The sequence below is a fragment of the Nocardiopsis sp. NPDC006139 genome (assembly GCF_040614155.1).
Taxonomy (GTDB): domain Bacteria; phylum Actinomycetota; class Actinomycetes; order Streptosporangiales; family Streptosporangiaceae; genus Nocardiopsis; species Nocardiopsis changdeensis.
On sequence record NZ_JBEXTT010000010.1, the window covers coordinates 223667 to 239534 of the forward strand.

Consider the following 15868-nt stretch of genomic DNA (forward strand, 5'->3'; position numbering starts at 1 on the left):
GGTGCGGGGGGTCGCGGGGTCAGTCCCATTCCAGGCCCCCGCGGCGCCACTCGTAGGCGTAGGCGATGGACACGTTCACCAGGAAGAGGACGATCGCGACCAGTCCGAACCAGCCGAGGGCGTCGAAGTGCACCGCCCAGGGGATGAGGAAGATGATCTCGATGTCGAAGACGATGAACATCATCGCCGTCAGGTAGTACTTGACGGTGAAACGGCCGCCGCCCGCGGGCTGCGGAGTGGGCTCGATGCCGCACTCGTAGGCCTGCATCTTGGCGCGGTTGTAGCGCTTGGGTCCCAGCAGCGCCCCGGCGACCATGGACACCACGACGAACGCGGCGCCGATCCCGCCGAGCACGAAAATCGGTGCGTAGAGCTCCACCGGTCACCCTCCTTCCGGCTGATCGGCGCGGCCGCGGGGCGTCGCGCTTGTGATTGCTTTCACTTGTGCGGGCTCTTCTCTGATCCGTCCCGTCGTCCCCGGTGGCGGCTGCGGGGCCGCCCGGAGGGGCGGGGCCGCTTATGCCGCGGGTGCGATCTTGGACAGGCCGTTGATGACCCGGTCCATGGCGTCGCCCTGCGAGGGTTCGGTGAGGTTGGCGAGCATCTTGAGCGCGAACTTCATGAGGGTGCGCTGGCGCAGGCCGTACTTGGTGGCGTACTTCATGAACTCGGGCTGGCCGATCATCTTCACGAAGTAGCGGCCCAGCGTGTAGTAGCCGCCGTAGGTGTCGGCGAGGACCTGCGGGTAGCGCAGCAGGGCGCGCTCGCGGGTCTGCTGGGTGGAGCGGCCGTGCGCCTGCACGACCACCTCGGCGGCGATGGCGCCGGCCTCCATGGCGTAGGCGATGCCCTCGCCGTTGAAGGGGTTGACCATGCCGCCCGCGTCGCCGACGAGCATGAGGCCGCGCGAGTAGTGCGGGACCCGGTTGAAGCCCATGGGCAGCGCGGCGCCGCGGATCGGGGTGGTCTGGTTCTCCTCGGTGAAGCCCCACTCCGGCGGCATGGAGTCGGTCCAGCGCCGCAGCAGCCTGCGGTAGTCGACGTCCTGGAAGGAGGCCGTCGAGTTGAGGATGCCCAGGCCGACGTTGCTGGTGCCGTCGCCGACGCCGAAGATCCAGCCGTAGCCGGGGAGCAGCACGTCCTTCTCACCGCTCCTGTCCCACAACTCCAGCCAGGACTCCAGGAAGTCGTCGTCGTGGCGGGGGCTGGTGAAGTAGGTGCGCACGGCCACGCCCATGGGGCGGTCGTCGCGCTTGCGGATGCCCATGGCGACGGACAGCCGGGAGGAGTTGCCGTCCGCGGCCACGACCAGCGGCGCCCGGAAGGTCACGGGTTCGCGGTCGGCGTTCTTGGCCCGGACACCGACGATGCGGTTGCTGCGCTCGTCCATGAGCGGCCCGGTGACGGTGGTGCGCTCCAGGAGCTTGGCGCCGGCGGTGACGGCTCGGTCGACCAGGATCCGGTCGAAGTCGAACCGGGTGCGCACGAGGCCGAAACCCGGGTAGGCGGCCAGGTCGGGCCAGGGCAGTTCGAGGCGGACCCCGGCGCCGACGATGCGCAGGCCGTGGTTCTTGATCCAGCCCTCGTCCTCGAAGGTGATGCCCATGGCGGTGAGCTGCTTGACCGCCCGGGGGGTGAGCCCGTCGCCGCAGACCTTCTCCCGGGGGAAGGCGGTCTTCTCCAGCAGGAGGACGTCGAGTCCGGCCTGCGCCAAGTAGTAGGCGGTGGTGGAGCCGGACGGTCCGGCGCCGACGACGATGACGTCGGCGTCGTACTCGACGCGGTCCCGGCCTCGGCCTCTGAGGTCGGGAGAGGAGGTGGCTGTCTCGCTCACGGGTGTGTCCTCGACTGCTCGCGCGGATGCACCGTGGCGGGCCAGTGCGGGGTTTCGACCCGCTCACGGGGGGCTGTCCTGGTCGTGTTCTCTCGGCGTTATGGGGCGTCCGGGCCGCGGTCCCGAGGGTGGCTCTGCGTGCGGGGGCCGTGACCAGGTGCGTTGTACGGTTGGGGACTCATGTCATGTCGGACATAGGGCCATGTGTCACATCCCTCGTGTCCTTGTGAAGCACTTCACAAGCTTCTTTTCGGCAGTCTAGCCCTCTGGCGGCGCGGTTGCGAGCCCCGGGGGGTATACGGAGCGAAACATTCTCAATCGCCCCATAGGCACACGAGAGCCATGAAAGCCACCACAGACTGACAAATACGCAGCTCATCACCCTTTCCACCGCCACATGCATCACATAGGGCACAACAAAAACCCGGAGAACACAGAGTTCTCCGGGTTTTGCGAGCTTTGAAGCTATTTAAGAAGTAGGCGACTCGGTGGGTCCTATGTCGGTTTTACTTCTCGCGGAAGCCCCGGTGGAGGGCGACGATCCCGCACGACAGGTTCCGCCAGGCGACCCGGGACCAGCCCGCGTCCTGGAGGTGCCGGGCCAGCTCGGCCTGGGCGGGCCACGCCATGATCGACTCCGAGAGGTAGTCGTAGGACTCGCCCTTGCCCGACACCGCGCCGGCGATCTTGGGCAGCGCGCGCATCAGGTAGGTCGAGTACAGGCGGTCCACGAATTCCACCGGGATGTGGCTGAACTCGCAGATCACCACGCGGCCGCCGACCTTGGTGACCCGCAGCAGCTCGCGCAGGGCCCGGTCCACGTCGTTGACGTTGCGCAGGCCGAACGAAATGGTCACCGCGTCGAAGGTCTCGTCGGCGAAGGGCAGGTGCAGCGCGTCGCCCGCGACGAAGGTGACCCCGCCCCGGGACGCGCCGCCGCGGCGGCGGACCCCCGTGGACAGCATGCCCAGGGAGAAGTCGCAGGCGATCACCCTGGCGCCCTTGCGGATGAAGGACTCCGAGGAGGTGCCGGTGCCCGCGGCCAGGTCCAGGACCAGCTCACCGCTGTGGGCGTCGACGGCGTTGACGGTCGCCCGGCGCCAGGCGCGGTCCTGGCCGAGGGAGATGACGTCGTTGACGAGGTCGTAACGGTCGGCGATGCCGTCGAACATCGCCGCGACGTCCTGGGGCTTCTTGTCGAGTTCAGCGCGGGCCATGCCCACCAGCCTACGGCCGCCCGGACGCCGCCGTGCCGCGGGCGGCCCCTCGGCGGCACGGATTTCGTTACTCTATGTGATTTAGGCGCGACTCTTTGCGAGAATCGGTCGTGCCCCTTACCCTGCCGCACGACCGAGGAGAACACCCCGTGAAACCGAAGCTCACCGCCCTGGTGCTGGGCATGGCCCTGCTGGTCCCGCTCGGGGCAGCGACCCCCGTGGCCGCGGGCGAGACCGCGCACCGGTCGGTGGTGGGCGAACGACCGGTCCAGTGGACGCCGCACGTCCTGGACGGGGCGGTCAAGGACATCCTCCGCGTGGGGGACACCGTCGTCGTCACCGGCGCGTTCGAGCGGGTCTCCGACGCCGACGGCGGGCGCGTCCACGAGCTGCGCAACATCTTCGCGTTCGAGCACGGCACCGGGCGGATCATCCGCGAGTTCGCCCCGCGCGTGAACGGGACCGTGGCCTCCGTGGTCCCCGGGCCCGACGGCACGGTCGTCATCGGCGGGGAGTTCCGGACGGTCAACGGAACCCCGGCCCGCGGGCTGGCCCGGGTGCGGCTCCACGACGGATCGCGCGTCGCGGCGTTCACCGCGACCCTGGACGGCGGGTCCGCCTACCGGCTGGCCTCCGACGGGGACCGGCTGTACGTCGGCGGGTCCTTCCCCGGGATCGGCGGGACCGCGCAGCCGGGCGTCGCCCGGCTGGACACGACCACCGGGGCGGTGGACACCGGGTTCGCGCCGCGCGTCTCCGAGCAGCGCCGCGGCGAGCTGCGGGTGCAGGAGCTGGCGCTGAGCCCCGACGGGCGGAGGCTGGCGATCAACGGCACGTTCACCAAGGTGGACGGGCAGGACCGGTACCAGATCGCCGTGCTGGACACCGCGACCGGGAAGCCGACGCGCTGGTCCACCGACGCGTTCGAGCCGGACTGCGACTACTCGTCGATGCACACCTACATGCGGCGGATGGACTACGCCCCGGACGGGTCGTACTTCGCGCTCGTGACGGCGGGCGGCCCGCGGGTCAAGCCGGGGCTGTGCAAGGCGGTGGTCCGGTTCGAGAACACCGACACGCCCGGCGCCGAGCCCACCTGGGTCAACAAGACCGGCGGCGACTCGCTGTACTCGGTCGAGGTGACCGGGGCCGCGGTGTACGCGGGCGGGCACCAGCGCTGGATGGACAACGAGCAGGGCGCGCTCAACCCGGGACCGGGTTCGGTCGCCCGCGAGGGCATCGCCGCCGTGGACCCGCGCACCGGGCGCGCCCTGGCCTGGAACCCGGGCCGCTCCCGCGGCCACGGGGTGGAGGCCCTGCACGCCACCTCCGACGGCCTCTACGTCGGCAGCGACACCGAGCGGCTGGCCGGCGAGTACCACGCCCGCCTGGGCATGTTCCCCCTCCCCTGACCCCTCCGGACCCGTCCCGCCCGGCCGGGCGGGACGGCGGAGCGGCCGCCGGCGGTGGCCTGGAACGGCAGCGGCCGGCGGGGTCTTCGGCGGGGTGCGGTCCCGGCCCCGCGAACGGATGCCGCCGGAGGCCGCGGCCCGGAGCATGGCGGCCGAGGGCACGGCGGGGCTGCACGCCACGGTCCCGACAGGACCCGCAGCGGGCACGGCGGCCCGGGACACGGCGGGCCTGCGCGACACGGCCCCGGCGGACCCGGTGGCGGGTACGGCGGCGGCCCGGCCGGAGCGGCCGGGCCGTCGGACCGGGGCCTAGGAGTCCTTGGGGGCGGCGGGGGCCTCCTCGGCCCTCTCCGCGGACGGGGCGTCCTCCGCGGCCTCCTGGAGGTGGTCCTCGCGGGCGGCGCCGTCGACGAGGCGGTCGCTCACCAGGGAGCCGCGGCGCTGCTCGATCCGGTCGACCACCGAGGCCGACATCCGGTCGCGCAGGGAGGACAGCAGCACGTAGGAGGCCAGGCCGCTGATCAGCCAGGCGAGGATGAGGGCCATCCACGAGCGGGCGCCGAACAGGTACACCACTCCGAACGCCGCCAGGAACAGCCCCACGCGGGCGGCGGTATAGGGCAGCCAGCTACGCATCGAAAAGCCTCACAACAGATGATTACCTGGACTAGATTGGTCGCTACGCCCATCAACGCACGAGACGACCGGTCCGCTGTCGCGGTTTCCGGGGGGCCGGCCTCTCGATGAGGCCGGTGTCGGCGCGCTCATGTGCTCTCACCTCCAGGTTAAGGGTGAGCCGCCGGGAGCCCGCACCGGGTAGGCCTGTGTCCCTCATCGCGGATGATCGGACCCCTGCGCCCGGATTCAGATAGTCATGGGATGTTTCCAATCCCGACAGCAGGGCCCGAACATCACGTTCCGGTCACATATCCCGTACTCCTCCCCCCAACACCGCAATTTCTCCGAAAACTAGGGAGGAAACGGACCAACTCATGCACACTAGGGGATCAAACGCCCGCCGCCCCCATAGTCCAGGCGGGCACGATTGGGGGAATGTGAAGGTGGAACGAGCAAGCGAACGCCTGTTGACCCCCGGGGAAGTGGCCTCACTCTTCCGGGTTGATCCCAAGACCGTCACCCGCTGGGCCGCCTCCGGGCGGATCAGCAGCATCAGAACCCCGGGCGGCCACCGCCGCTTCCGGGAGTCCGAGGTCCGCGCCCTCCTGCTCGGCGAGCCGAGCGAGAGCAGTTCCTGACCCCCAGGGGACGCGTCCCCGAGAGGAATCCCGGGGTCCGCACGGGCCCCTGGTGAAGGGAGCCGCGCCTCCGCGACCCGGGCAGCCGCCCCGAGGTCCGCGGTCCCCCCGCCGCGCACGGCGCGGCGGCGTCACGGCCGTGGGAGTCGGCCCGACCATGGGGAGTGGACAGCGGGAGATAGGCTGGAAACATGGTGTGGCTTGGTGGCCTGATCACGCTCGTGTCGATCGTTCTCTGGGTGTACGCGTTCTTCGACGCGCTGACCACCCCGGCCCAGGACGCCCGGAATCTTCCGAAGATCCTCTGGCTGGTCGTCATCGCGCTGTTCGTGCCCGTGGGATCCATCCTGTGGCTGTTCCTGGGACGGCCCCGCAAGTCGGCCGCCGTATGGGGCGCCGCGGCCTCCCCGGCCCAGGCCGCCGCCTCGATCGACGACCTCGACCCGTCGGACTTCGCCAAGCCCTCCAACAGTCCGCACCCGCTCGGTCCGGACGACGACCCCGAGTTCCTGCGCGGCCTCGACCGCCGGATCGACCCCGACGAGTAGACCGCGCCCGACATCCAGGACCCGCACGGGTCCCTGCGTCGCAGGGGGCCGCTCCGCATCCCGGAGCGGCCCCCTGCGCCGTTCCGCGTCAGAGCAGGCCCGCGCCCGTCTTCCGCTCCAGGCCGCGCAGGGCGTGCACGGGCTGGACCCCGGTGTCGAGCCGCGGCGTCCAGGCGGACCCGGTGCCCAGCGGGGTCTCCGGGTGGGCCGCGTTGTGCTCGGCGACGAGGTCGACGCGGGTGATCCTCCCCCGGCCGTCCGTCATGACGGCGTTGCCCGTGCCGCCCACGTCCGTGCCGCCCCAGTTGTACAGCAGGGCGCCGGCGGTGTGCCCGTCACGCAGGTCGAACAGGTTGTTCTCCACGTACAGCTGCGACTCGAACCCCGCTCCCAGGCTGTACTGGTACAGGTCGCCGCTCACCGTGTAGAGGTTGTTGTAGACGTGGACCTGGCCGTACCGCACCCGCGGGGCGCGCTGGCCGAGCCCGTCGAAGTGGTTGTGGTGCCACGTCACGCGCAGGCGGCCGCGGTCGGTGGTGCGGCCGTCGCTGTTGCCCAGCAGCAGGGCCTTGTCCCGGCCGTCGAAGTGGTTCCACGAGACCGTCACCAGGTCCGAGGCCCGCACGATGTCCAGCAGCCCGTCGTGCACCTCGTACCTGCGGCCGAAGTACTCGGGCTGTCCGGCACCGGGGCGGTCGCCGTCGTCGAAGGTGTTGTGGTCGATCCACACGTTCGTGGAGCCGGACACCTCGATCTGGTCGTACTCGGAGTTCCAGTTGCCGCTCTCCCCGTCGCCGGGGTCCCAGCCGGGGAAGCAGTCGTGGGCGTCGGAGAAGGTCAGGTTGCGCAGGATGACGTTCTCCACGTCGTGGACCAGCAGGCTCATGCCGGTGAGCTCGGCACCGTCGCCGGCCCCCACGATCGTGGTGTTGGAGCCGACCCGGTAGCGGACGTTCTCGGCCTGGGCGTTCTGCGATGCCTCGCGGGCCTCCTCCAAAGGCCCGGAGGGGTCCTCCCACCCCCAGACCCGCGGGTCGTAGGCCGCCAGGTACGCCTCCAGCGTGTAGCCGCCGACGGCATAGTCCTCGCAGTCCAGGGGGGAGCCGTCGGGGGCGGTGTTGGCGTCGATGAGGCCTTCGACGTAGACGATCTTGGGCTCGTCCCCGGCGATGGCCTCCCGGAACCCGGCCGCGGTGGACACGCGGAACACGTTCTCGTCCGCGGCGGCCGCGCCGCCCGTGGTGCCGTCGCCCGCCGAGCCCCAGCCGTCGCCCTCGGGCAGCACCCTCCTCCCGAGGTCGTCGGCGGCGGCCGGCACGGGCGCGGTCAGCGCCGCGGCCAGGGCGAGGGCCAGGACAGAGGTGAGCCGTCTTCGCATGGTGCGCTCCTGGGGGATGAGGCTGCAAACGTTTGCAACAAACTCCTCGAACGCCCGGAAAGAAGCAAGCCCTCCGCCCGTGGAAAGATGGGAAAACTCAGACCCGGTCGGAGCGACCGGCCGCCCTCCCCCGCCCCGGGCCCTCACCGAAAGGTCGTGCCGTGGCCGTGACGCTCAAGGACGTGGCCCGGGCCAGCGGGGTCCACGTGTCCACCGTCTCCCGGGCGTTCTCGGCGGCGCACCTGGTCAACGCCCGGACGCGGGCCCGGGTGCTGGCCGCCGCGGACGAGCTGGGCTACCGCCCCAACCGGGCCGCCCGGGCGCTGTCGACCCGCCGTACCGGGAACCTCGGCGTGGTCGTCGCCGACATCGCGAACCCCTTCTTCCCGCCGCTGCTGAAGGCGGCGCAGGAGGAGGCGCGGGCCCGGGACCACCACCTCTTCATCGCCGACACCGACGAGCGGACCGCGGTGGAGGAGGAGGCCGTCCGTTCGCTGGCGGGCCAGGTGGACGGGCTGGTCCTGGCCGCCCCGCGGATGTCCGACCGGCTCATCCGCGAGCTGGCCGCCGAGGTCCCCCTGGTGGTCGTCAACCGCCGGGTGCGGGGGCTGCCGTGCGTGCTCATGGACGTCGGCGGGGGGATCGCGCGGGCCGTCGCCCGGCTGGCCGCCCTGGGGCACCGCGACCTCGCCCTGGTGTCCGGGCCCGCGGCCTCGTGGACGGGGCGGCGGGCGGCGCGGGCGGCCGGGGCCGCTGCGCGGGAGCAGGGGGTGCGTGTGCACCGGGTCGGCCCCCACCCGCCGACGGAGGAGGGCGGGGCCGCCGCGTTCGACGCCGTGGCCGGGCTCGGCGCGACCGCGGCCCTGGCCCACAACGACCTGATGGCGCTGGGCCTGCTGGCCGCGGCGCGGGAGCGGGGCGTCCCCGTCCCGGGGCGGCTGAGCGTCGTCGGGGTCGACGACACCCTGACCGCCCGGCACACCCGCCCCGCCCTGACCACCGTCGCGATGCCCGCGGGGGAGGCCGGCCGGGCCGCCGTCGACCTGCTGCTGCGGGGCGCGGAGCCCCGGGACCTCGTCCTGGGCACCCGCCTGGTCGAACGCGACTCGACGGGCCCCGCCCCCCGCGCTCAGGCGTAGGAGTGCAGGCCGCTGAACATGTAGTTGACCGCGAAGAAGTTGAACAGGATCGTCGCGAAGCCCAGCACGTTGATCCACGTCGCCTTGGGTCCGCGCCAGCCGCCGGTCGCCCGCGCGTGCAGGTAGGCGGCGTAGATGATCCAGGAGATGAACGACCAGACCTCCTTGGGGTCCCAGCCCCAGAAGCGGCCCCAGGCCTCGTCGGCCCAGATCGACCCGGCGATGATGCCGAAGGTCCACAGCGGGAACGCGAACAGGATGAGCCGGTGCGAGATGCGGTCCAGCAGCTCGGGGCTGGGCAGGCGGCCCGCGATGCCCGCGACGTCCTCGCCCGCGGCCCGCTTGACCTCGGTGCGGTGGGAGACCAGGTAGGTGATGCCGGTGACGCCGGAGACCATGAACGCGCCGCCCGCCAGGATGGCCGCGGTGACGTGGATCGGCACCCAGTAGGAGTGCAGCGCCGGGATCAGCGGGCCCGGGTCGACGTACAGCCACTTGACGCCGATGCCCAGCAGGATCAGCACCGGGACCAGCACGAACGCGCCCAGGAAGCGGGCCTGGTAGCGGAACGAGGCGTACAGCAGCACGCCCACCGCGACCAGGCACATCGCCACCACGAACTCGAACATGTTGCCCCAGGGCCAGCGGCCGGCGGCCACGCCCCGCGTGATGATCTGGGCCAGGCCCATCAGGAAGCCCAGGGCGGTCACGCCCAGCGCGACCTTGCCCAGCACGCTCTGGGAGGCCTTGGCCTCGCCCTCGGTGGTGCGGACGTTGACCTCGATGCCGTCGTCCCCGTCGGCCCCGCCGGCCGCGCCGGCGCCGACCGGCATCAGCCGTCCCGCCTTCAGCTTGGTCCGCTTCCCGTAGGCGGCCTCGATCGCGAACAGGAACAGGGCCGCGGCGTAGGTCACGATCATGGCGATGACCAGCGTGTCGCTGGCGGACGCCATCGTCTCGTTCACCGGCGCGGCGAGAGTGTACGTCACCGGTCACTCCTCGTGTCGGAAGGGTTCTGGGGGTTGTCGTCCGACTCGTTCCGGAGTCGTGCGGCAAGCTCGGTCGTGATCTCGTGGAACTCGGCGTTGTTCCCCGCGACCTCGGTCTTGCCGAGGCCGGCCAGCTCCACCCGGGTCCGGCCGTCCGCGTCGCGGACGGCGCGCACCCACACCCGGCGCGGGCGGATGAACAGGGTCAGCAGCAGCCCGCCGACGGCGGTGGCCGCGGTGATGAGCGCGGGCAGCCGGGCGCCGTCCCGGTTGGCCTGGAGGCTGACGTACTCCTTGTAGCCGGCGAACTCGATGGACCCTGCGCCGTCGGGCAGCTCCCAGACGTCGCCGACCTCCAGCACCGGGGATTCGCCGAGGGACTCCATGCCCTCGGTGCGCAGCTGGTACACCGACTGCGGGTCGATCATGCCCAGGTCGCCCGTGTACCCCTCCAGGGTCACCCGCGGGTCCGTGGCGCCGGGGAAGCTCGAGGTCAGCTCGCCGTCGGGGGTCTCGGCCGCGGTCGGCAGGAAGACCCCCACGAAGCCCAGCTGGTCGGCGTCCTCGTTCCCGGTGTCGGGGACCTTGACCACGCCGTCGGACACGAAGCTCATGGTGTCCCGGTACAGGAACGGCACGGCCTGGTCGAACACCACGTCGCCGTCGGCGTTGCGCACCACGAACTCGGGCGCGTACCCGTGGCCGAGCAGGTAGACCTGCACGCCGGAGACGCTGAGCGGGTGGTTGACCTCCAGCCGGTGCGTCCGTTCGGGGCCGCCGGGTTCCTCGGTGTAGGTGAGGTCGGCGACGTAGGACGCGGCCTGCCCCCGCAGGTCGCCCTCCTCGATGAACTGCGCCTCGAAGTCGTCCAGGTGGATCGTGAAGGGTGCGATCGCGTCCATGTCGGTCCAGTGGCCGGGGTAGATCGCGTCGTAGGAGGGCAGCGTGTTGGCGAACCCGTCGCCCTCGACGACGAGCATGTTGCCGCGGTAGCCGAAGAACGACCCGGCGGCCAGCGCCAGCAGCAGGCCGAGCAGGGCCAGGTGGAACAGGACGTTCCCGGCCTCGCGCAGGTAGCCGGTCTCGGCCGAGACGGAGTCGCCGTGGCGGTCCTTGCGGTACCCCTTGAGCACGCGCTCGGCCTGCTCCAGCACGGTCTCGGGGGCGGCGTCGGTGGTGAACCTCGCGGCGTAGGGCATCCGGCCCAGGTTGCGCGGGGTGGGCACCGGCCGGGCACGGACCGCGCGGGCGTGCACCAGGGCGCGCGGGATGACGCAGCCCGCCAGGGACACGAACAGCAGCAGGTAGATCGCCGCGTACCAGGGCGAGGAGAAGACGTCGAAGAGGTAGAACCGGTCCAGCCAGGGGGCCAGGTCCGGGTTCTCCCGGAAGTAGTTGTTCACCTCGTCGACGCTCACCACGTTCTGCGGCAGGATCGACCCGGGGATGGCTCCGACCGCCAGCAGGAACAGCAGGATCAGCGCGGTGCGCATCGAGGTGAGGACGCGCCAGGCCCAGCGCAGCCAGCCCAGGGCGCCGAGCCCCTTGGGGCCGGGCGCGGCCGCATCCGCGGCGCCCGCGTTCGTCTCGGTCGTGGTCGTACTCATCAGATCACCGTCTGGTAGTCGGCGGCCCAGCCCTGCATGACGATGGTCCACTGGGTCCACAGCCCGGTCACCATCGCCAGGCCGACCAGGACGAGCATGGCACCGCCGATCACGGTGACCGTGCGGGTGTGCCGCTTGAGCCGCCCGAAGGCGGTGAGGGCGCGGCGGTACAGGAGCGAGGCCGCGATGAACGGCAGGCCCAGGCCCGCGCAGTAGGCCAGGGAGAGGAGCATGCCTCGCCCGGCGCCGCCCTCGACGAAGGCGAGCGTCTGCACGGCGGCCAGGGTGGGGCCGATGCACGGGGTCCAGCCCAGGCCGAACAGCACCCCCAGCAGGGGGGCGCCGATCAGTCCGGCCCTGGGCAGGCGGTGGAAGCGGAACTCGCGGGCGAAGCCGGGCAGGACGCCCATGAAGGCCAGGCCCAGGACGACCGTCAGCACGCCCAGGACCCGGGTGATGGGGTCGGTGTAGTCCACCAGGAGGTCGCCGAGCCAGCCGATGAAGCCGCCCACGGCCACGAACACCAGGGTGAACCCGGCGATGAACAGGGCGCTGCCGGTGACCATGGTCCAGCGGCGCCCGGCGAGCTCGTCGTCGACCTCGGCGAGGGTGGCGGTGCCGCCCCCGACCGCGGTGCGCTTGCGCACGTCGGCGGCGCTCATCCCGGTGACGTACGACAGGTAGCCGGGGACCAGGGGGAGCACGCACGGGGACAGGAAGGAGACCAGCCCCGCGGCGATCGCCAGCGGGACGGCCATGAGGAGGGAGCCGGTGAGGACGGTGGTGCCGACGGGGTCCATCAGGCGTCGTCCCCGTCGGGGCTCGGGCTCTCGCCGGGTTCCGCGGACTCCTCGGGCTCCCCGGACTCCTGCGCCTCGGCCTCCTGCTCGGCCACGCGGGGGCGCTCCTCAGGGTCGCCGAGGTCGTACTCCACGACGATCGGGTTCAGCAGCTCGGTGAGCTGGCCGTAGGTGGTCGGCCCGATGACGCGGGCGGCGATGCGCCCGTCGGGGTCGATGATCAGGGTGCTGGGGATCGCGCGCGGCGGGACCGTGCCGCGGAACGCCTGGGGCACCTCGCCGGGCTGGTCGTACAGGCTCGGGTACTCGACGCCCTTGGTCTCCAGGTAGGCGCGGGCGGCGGTGTCGTCGTCCTTGATGTTGACGCCGAGGAAGTCCACGCCCAGGCCGGTGTACTCGGTGTACACCTCGTCCAGGACGGGCTGCTCGGTCCGGCAGGGCCCGCACCAGCTGGCCCAGACGTTGAGGACGACGATGCCGCCGGCGTAGTCGGACAGCCCGATGGTGTCGCCGTCCAGGGTGGTGCCGGAGAAGTCGGGCGCGTCGACCCGCTCGTCGGCGGGGAAGGCGGTGGCGCTGCCGTCGCCCGAGATGAAGCGGTCGTCCTCGCCGCCGGTCTCGATCTCGTTGCCCCCGGCGCAGCCGGTCAGGGCGAGGACGGCGGCCGCCGCGGCCGCGGCAAGGCGCGTCACAGCGCGACGGGACCGCGCGCCGTTTCTGGCACTGGGCATCGAGGAGACCTCGCGAACGGGGTGTGAACTGGGCGGACTACGACAACGACAAAGTGTAGTAGACACCCTGGGGCCCGTTCCGTCGCCCCGGCGCAAGAGCCGTCCGTCCCTGGTGGGGGCCGTCACGAGAGCGGGACCACCCGTGGGGGTCCGGGGGCCCCGCTCTGCGCGCTCCGGCGGCCGGCCGGGAGGGGTGGACACCCCGGCCCGGCCGTTCCGCGATCATCCCGCCTCGACGAAAGCCTCACGGAGGTAGTCGTGGACGGCCCGCTCGGGGACCCGATAGGAACGCCCCACGCGGATCGCGGGGAGAACTCCCGAGTGCACCATGCGGTACACGGTCATCTTGGACACTCGCATGATCGTGGCGACCTCCGCCACGGTCAGGAACCTGACCTCTTCGAGAGGCGGCTTGCTCCCGTTCATCTTCCGACGCCCTCATTCCCGGACGTGAGTATTGGCTACCAGTTCGGCCCGACGCGGTGCCGGTGGGAAGCGACCCCGGTATGTGCTCCGCCCCAACGCCACGCCGGCGTGTCATGCTGTCACTACTGACACGTCCGTTTTCAGAGTAGAGCGGAGTTCCCGTCTGCGAAAGGTCGTTCGTGCCGTCTTCCGAGCAATACCCGGAAGGCGCCCCGGGTGAGGTTTAACGGTGGGTATAAATGGCCGACACGGCTCAGGATAGACCCGCTCGGGCGAGAACGTAATCGCGCAGCGGCGCGTAGTCCTCGGTCAGATAACCGTCGTCCAAAGGGACCGTGACCAGTAGTTTTCCCTCGTGTTCCGCGAGAAAGAGGGCGGGGTCGTTGCAGTCGGCGAACCCCAGTGTGGGCACTCCCGCCTCTCCGGCCGCACCCGCGAACCCGTGATCCGCGATGACCAACTGCGGCCATGGCTCCCCGCGGTCGGAGAGGTCCCCGAGGATGGCCCGCATGGCGAACGGGTGGTGGCTGTGCCGGGCCAGGTGCCCGTCCGTGACGATGGCGACGTCGTCCCGCCAGACGACGAAGCGGCGGTTGGGCGGGCGTTCGGTGGTGACCTCGTAGGTGTAGCCGCCGGCGGCGGTGAGGACGGGGCAGCCGCGGGCGGCCAGGGCGTCCTTCCAGACCCGGTAGGTGCCCTGGAGCTTGTTCGGGTGGCCGGTGGCGAACATGACCCGTTCGCGGCGCTCGGCGGCCAGGGCCATCCGGTCGGCGACGGCCTCCAGGGCGTCGACGGTGAGGTCGGGGTCGATGGTGTCGATGCCCCAGACGTACTCCTCGTCGCCGACGACGCCGCACCGCTTGCTCATCAGGGCGAGGACCTCGGAGAAGGTCCAGTCGTGGGAGAAGGTGAGGCCGAACTGGTGGTAGGGGTCCTTCTGGACCAGGCGCCGGTAGTGCCGAAGATTGTTCTGGCGTGAGGTGTCGACGTGTCCGGCGATTCCCGTCCGCACCAGATGGGAGATGAGTTCAGCACGTGTCGGCGGCGTCACCAGGTGTTCCCCTTCCTCGTCGGGGCGACCACGTGACGCGCCGCTCGGCCACCACGACGCCTGCTCACGTTCGCCCGGTATTCAACCTCTTCCTACCCGCTGGACGCGCGCCACGCCCCGTCCGCCGGAATTCGCCCCGGCGCTCACCGGGCGACATGGCCCTCCCGGAAACGATACCGGGGGCACGGACATCGGGTTAGAAAATAGAAGAGATCGGAACGAAAGGGTGTCTTCGTGAGAAGCCGCCCGAACACCTCTGATCAGAGACTCGGGTCGATACCGTGGCTCGGGAACACCGCGGTCCGGGTCGCGTGAATGGCGCGGTCCACCGGGTTCCCGGGGTCGTACCCCTCCTCGAAGGGCGAGAACACCACGTCGCGGCCGTCGGTCATGTACAGCGGGGCCAGCTCGCCGGTGCGCTCCCGGACGAAGTCGCGCCAGCTCTGGGGGGTCTCGCGGTCGGGGTCCACCGGGCGTCCCGCCGCCTCGGCGAGCAGGTGCGTCCAGGCCCGGGGCACCACGTGCACCAGCCCGTACCCGCCGCCGCCGAACAGCACCCAGCGGCCGCCCGCGGTGCGCTGGGCGAGCTTGTGCAGCTCGGCGTAGGCGCGCCGCTGGCCGTCCACGCTGAGCGTGAGGTTGGCGAGCGGGTCCAGGGCGTGGGTGTCGCAGCCCTGCTGGGTGACCAGGATCTCCGGCTGGAACTCGTGCAGCAGCGGCGGGACCACCGCGTCGAAGGCGCGGTGCCAGCCGCTGTCGCCGGTGCCGGCGGGCAGGGCGACGTTGACCGAGTACCCCTCGGCGTCGGGTCCGCCGGTCTCCCCCGCCTGGCCGGTGCCCGGGAACAGGGTGACCGGCGACTCGTGGAGGCTGATGGTGAGCACCCGGGGGTCGTTGTAGAAGGCGCGCTGGACGCCGTCCCCGTGGTGGACGTCGATGTCGACGTAGGCGATGCGCTTGGCGCCCTGCTCCAGCAGCCAGGCGATGGCCAGCGCCGGGTCGTTGTAGACGCAGAAGCCCCAGGCGTTGCCGCGCATGGCGTGGTGCAGGCCGCCCGCGATGTTGGCGGCGTGCACGGACTCCCCCGTCCACACCGCCTTGGCGGCGGCGACGGAGGCGCCCGAGATGAGCGCCGCCGCGTCGTGCATGTCCTTGAAGACGGGGTTGTCAGCGGTGCCGAGCATGTGGGCGTCGTCCGGCTCCAGGGTCCGCCCGGCCCGCTTGACCGCCTCGATGTAGGAGCGGTCGTGCACCAGCGCCAGGAGGTCGTCGGAGGCGGGCTCCACGTCCAGGAGCGAGACGCCGGGGGCGCTCAGGACCCCCAGTTCGCGGGCGAGCGCCATGGTCAGCTCGACCCGGATCGGTGCCATCGGATGCTGCGGGCCGAAGTCGTAAGCCGTCAGCCCGTCGTCCCATGCCACCCGGAGCGAGCAGGACGTGCGCCCTCCCATGTCGGTGACCCCCGTTTCAGGTGTACGTG

The 15868-nt window shown here is 71.4% G+C and carries 16 protein-coding genes; 4 read left to right on the plus strand and 12 right to left on the minus strand.

Translation table 11 applies throughout. The annotated features are described in order from the left end of the window. Positions 1 to 19: 19 nt before the first annotated feature. The 3 genes from ABZ249_RS16050 to ABZ249_RS16060 all read right to left on the minus strand — a co-directional run bounded on the left by ABZ249_RS16050 (position 20) and on the right by ABZ249_RS16060 (position 3051). Positions 20 to 379 carry an NADH-quinone oxidoreductase subunit A gene (locus ABZ249_RS16050; RefSeq protein ID WP_220563468.1) on the minus strand — a complete coding sequence of 120 codons (360 nt, stop codon included), beginning with the start codon at positions 377 to 379 and terminating at the stop codon, positions 20 to 22. A gap of 138 nt (positions 380 to 517) precedes the next feature. Beyond that, positions 518 to 1834: a geranylgeranyl reductase family protein gene (locus tag ABZ249_RS16055; RefSeq protein WP_220563469.1), complete on the minus strand. Its 1317-nt coding sequence runs from the start codon at positions 1832 to 1834 to the stop codon at positions 518 to 520. 506 nt (positions 1835 to 2340) lie between these two features. Further along, entirely contained in the window at positions 2341 to 3051 is a 711-nt protein-coding gene (locus ABZ249_RS16060) for a demethylmenaquinone methyltransferase (RefSeq protein WP_355262875.1), read from the minus strand. 149 nt (positions 3052 to 3200) lie between these two features. On the opposite strand from ABZ249_RS16060, the gene ABZ249_RS16065 reads away from it, so the two are divergent. Further along, positions 3201 to 4463 carry a delta-60 repeat domain-containing protein gene (locus ABZ249_RS16065; RefSeq protein WP_355262878.1) on the plus strand — a complete coding sequence of 421 codons (1263 nt, stop codon included), beginning with the start codon at positions 3201 to 3203 and terminating at the stop codon, positions 4461 to 4463. 309 nt (positions 4464 to 4772) lie between these two features. Here the strand turns inward: ABZ249_RS16065 and ABZ249_RS16070 are convergent, their stop codons facing one another. Next, on the minus strand, positions 4773 to 5099 hold the full coding sequence (locus ABZ249_RS16070; RefSeq protein ID WP_355262881.1) for a DUF4229 domain-containing protein: 327 nt from the start codon (positions 5097 to 5099) through the stop codon (positions 4773 to 4775). A gap of 419 nt (positions 5100 to 5518) precedes the next feature. On the opposite strand from ABZ249_RS16070, the gene ABZ249_RS16075 reads away from it, so the two are divergent. After that, positions 5519 to 5719: a BldC family transcriptional regulator gene (locus ABZ249_RS16075; protein WP_220563472.1), complete on the plus strand. Its 201-nt coding sequence runs from the start codon at positions 5519 to 5521 to the stop codon at positions 5717 to 5719. A 191-nt stretch (positions 5720 to 5910) separates the two neighbouring features. Then, positions 5911 to 6267, plus strand: coding sequence for a PLD nuclease N-terminal domain-containing protein (locus ABZ249_RS16080; RefSeq protein WP_355262885.1), 357 nt, complete (start codon positions 5911 to 5913; stop codon positions 6265 to 6267). 88 nt (positions 6268 to 6355) lie between these two features. On the opposite strand, the gene ABZ249_RS16085 is transcribed toward ABZ249_RS16080, so the two are convergent. Beyond that, positions 6356 to 7645 carry a pectate lyase gene (locus ABZ249_RS16085; RefSeq protein WP_355262888.1) on the minus strand — a complete coding sequence of 430 codons (1290 nt, stop codon included), beginning with the start codon at positions 7643 to 7645 and terminating at the stop codon, positions 6356 to 6358. Between the two features lie 161 nt (positions 7646 to 7806). Between ABZ249_RS16085 and ABZ249_RS16090 the strand changes: the two genes are divergently transcribed. Beyond that, complete coding sequence (locus ABZ249_RS16090) at positions 7807 to 8784, plus strand: LacI family DNA-binding transcriptional regulator (protein ID WP_355262891.1); 978 nt, start codon at positions 7807 to 7809, stop codon at positions 8782 to 8784. On the opposite strand, the gene ccsB is transcribed toward ABZ249_RS16090, so the two are convergent. The 7 genes from ccsB to ABZ249_RS16125 all read right to left on the minus strand — a co-directional run bounded on the left by ccsB (position 8775) and on the right by ABZ249_RS16125 (position 15809). After that, on the minus strand, positions 8775 to 9773 hold the full coding sequence (ccsB, locus tag ABZ249_RS16095; RefSeq protein WP_355262894.1) for a c-type cytochrome biogenesis protein CcsB: 999 nt from the start codon (positions 9771 to 9773) through the stop codon (positions 8775 to 8777). The genes ABZ249_RS16090 and ccsB overlap by 10 nt on opposite strands. Then, positions 9770 to 11380 (minus strand): cytochrome c biogenesis protein ResB, encoded by a 1611-nt coding sequence (locus tag ABZ249_RS16100; protein WP_355262897.1) that lies wholly within the window; start codon positions 11378 to 11380, stop codon positions 9770 to 9772. Before ABZ249_RS16100 ends, ccsB begins: the two co-directional genes overlap by 4 nt. Further along, positions 11380 to 12180: a cytochrome c biogenesis CcdA family protein gene (locus ABZ249_RS16105; RefSeq protein ID WP_220563478.1), complete on the minus strand. Its 801-nt coding sequence runs from the start codon at positions 12178 to 12180 to the stop codon at positions 11380 to 11382. The genes ABZ249_RS16100 and ABZ249_RS16105 overlap by 1 nt, the downstream gene beginning before the upstream one ends. Continuing rightward, positions 12180 to 12872, minus strand: a complete 693-nt coding sequence (locus ABZ249_RS16110; RefSeq protein ID WP_355262900.1) for a TlpA disulfide reductase family protein — start codon at positions 12870 to 12872, stop codon at positions 12180 to 12182. Before ABZ249_RS16110 ends, ABZ249_RS16105 begins: the two co-directional genes overlap by 1 nt. A gap of 261 nt (positions 12873 to 13133) precedes the next feature. Then, complete coding sequence (locus ABZ249_RS16115; RefSeq protein WP_013155995.1) at positions 13134 to 13337, minus strand: helix-turn-helix domain-containing protein; 204 nt, start codon at positions 13335 to 13337, stop codon at positions 13134 to 13136. Positions 13338 to 13590: 253 nt separating this feature from the next. Further along, on the minus strand, positions 13591 to 14388 hold the full coding sequence (locus ABZ249_RS16120; protein ID WP_220563480.1) for a phosphatase: 798 nt from the start codon (positions 14386 to 14388) through the stop codon (positions 13591 to 13593). 260 nt (positions 14389 to 14648) lie between these two features. Beyond that, complete coding sequence (locus tag ABZ249_RS16125) at positions 14649 to 15809, minus strand: acetoin utilization protein AcuC (RefSeq protein WP_355262959.1); 1161 nt, start codon at positions 15807 to 15809, stop codon at positions 14649 to 14651. Positions 15810 to 15868: the final 59 nt, after the last annotated feature.